The organism is Micromonospora sp. ATLC16, from assembly GCF_057196645.1.
Genome location: NZ_JBXUOW010000176.1, coordinates 1 through 741, shown reverse-complemented (window position 1 = coordinate 741; position 741 = coordinate 1). Strand labels below are relative to the sequence as shown.

At 72.1% G+C, this 741-nt stretch carries 1 protein-coding gene; it reads right to left on the bottom strand.

Annotated features, from left to right (window positions below; genetic code table 11):
• Nucleotides 1-650 (bottom strand): IS66 family transposase (locus AC2CHE_RS26935; protein WP_484507623.1); only part of this gene is annotated, 650 nt, incomplete at its 3' end.
• Between the last annotated feature and the right edge of the window lie 91 nt (nucleotides 651-741).

Here is a 741-nt window from a genome sequence, read left to right as displayed (position 1 = left end):
TGCGCCCCGCACCAGGCGTGCTCGGCATCGGTCAGATGCCGGTAGGCGGCGTAGCCGTCACGCACCAGGGCGCCGGTGAACCCGGGCAGCACCCCACCGGCGTCGATGTCGGCCGCCGACCGGCCCCCCACATGGAACAACGTCAGCTCGGGTGTGCAGGCCACGTGCACGTATTTCAACCCGCCGGCGAGGCGGGCCGGGGTCTCATCGGCGTGCAACACCCGCTCGGTGTGCAGCAGCGCGGCCAGATGCGAGACGAACGGTCCGAGCCGGCGTGCCGCCTCAGTGACCACCTGATGCACGAACCCGGTCGACACACCCACCCCGAGCAGATCACCCACCAGCGCGGCGACCCGCCCGTACGGCAGGAACTGCGCCGCCCGGGCATACACGACTGCGGCCTTGACGCCTGTGCCGTACTGCACCCGGCCGGACACCCCGTCCGGCACCGCCGGCTCGCTGACCTGCCCACACCGGACACACCGCACCGCAACAAGCCGGTGTTCGGTGACCTGCGGCCGGCGTTCGGGCAGCTCCACCACCTGCCGGCGCTGCCGCCCGTACTCGCGGCCATCAGCCAGCCCTGCCCCACAGGCCGGGTTGACACACCGCTGCGGCCGATGCTCCACCACCTGATCCGGGTCGGCCACCAACTCCAGAGTCGATCCCGGCGCACCCGGCTGTTTACCCCGCCGCCTACCGCTGCTCTTGCTCTTGCCCGACTGCGGGAGCGGCCTCGCC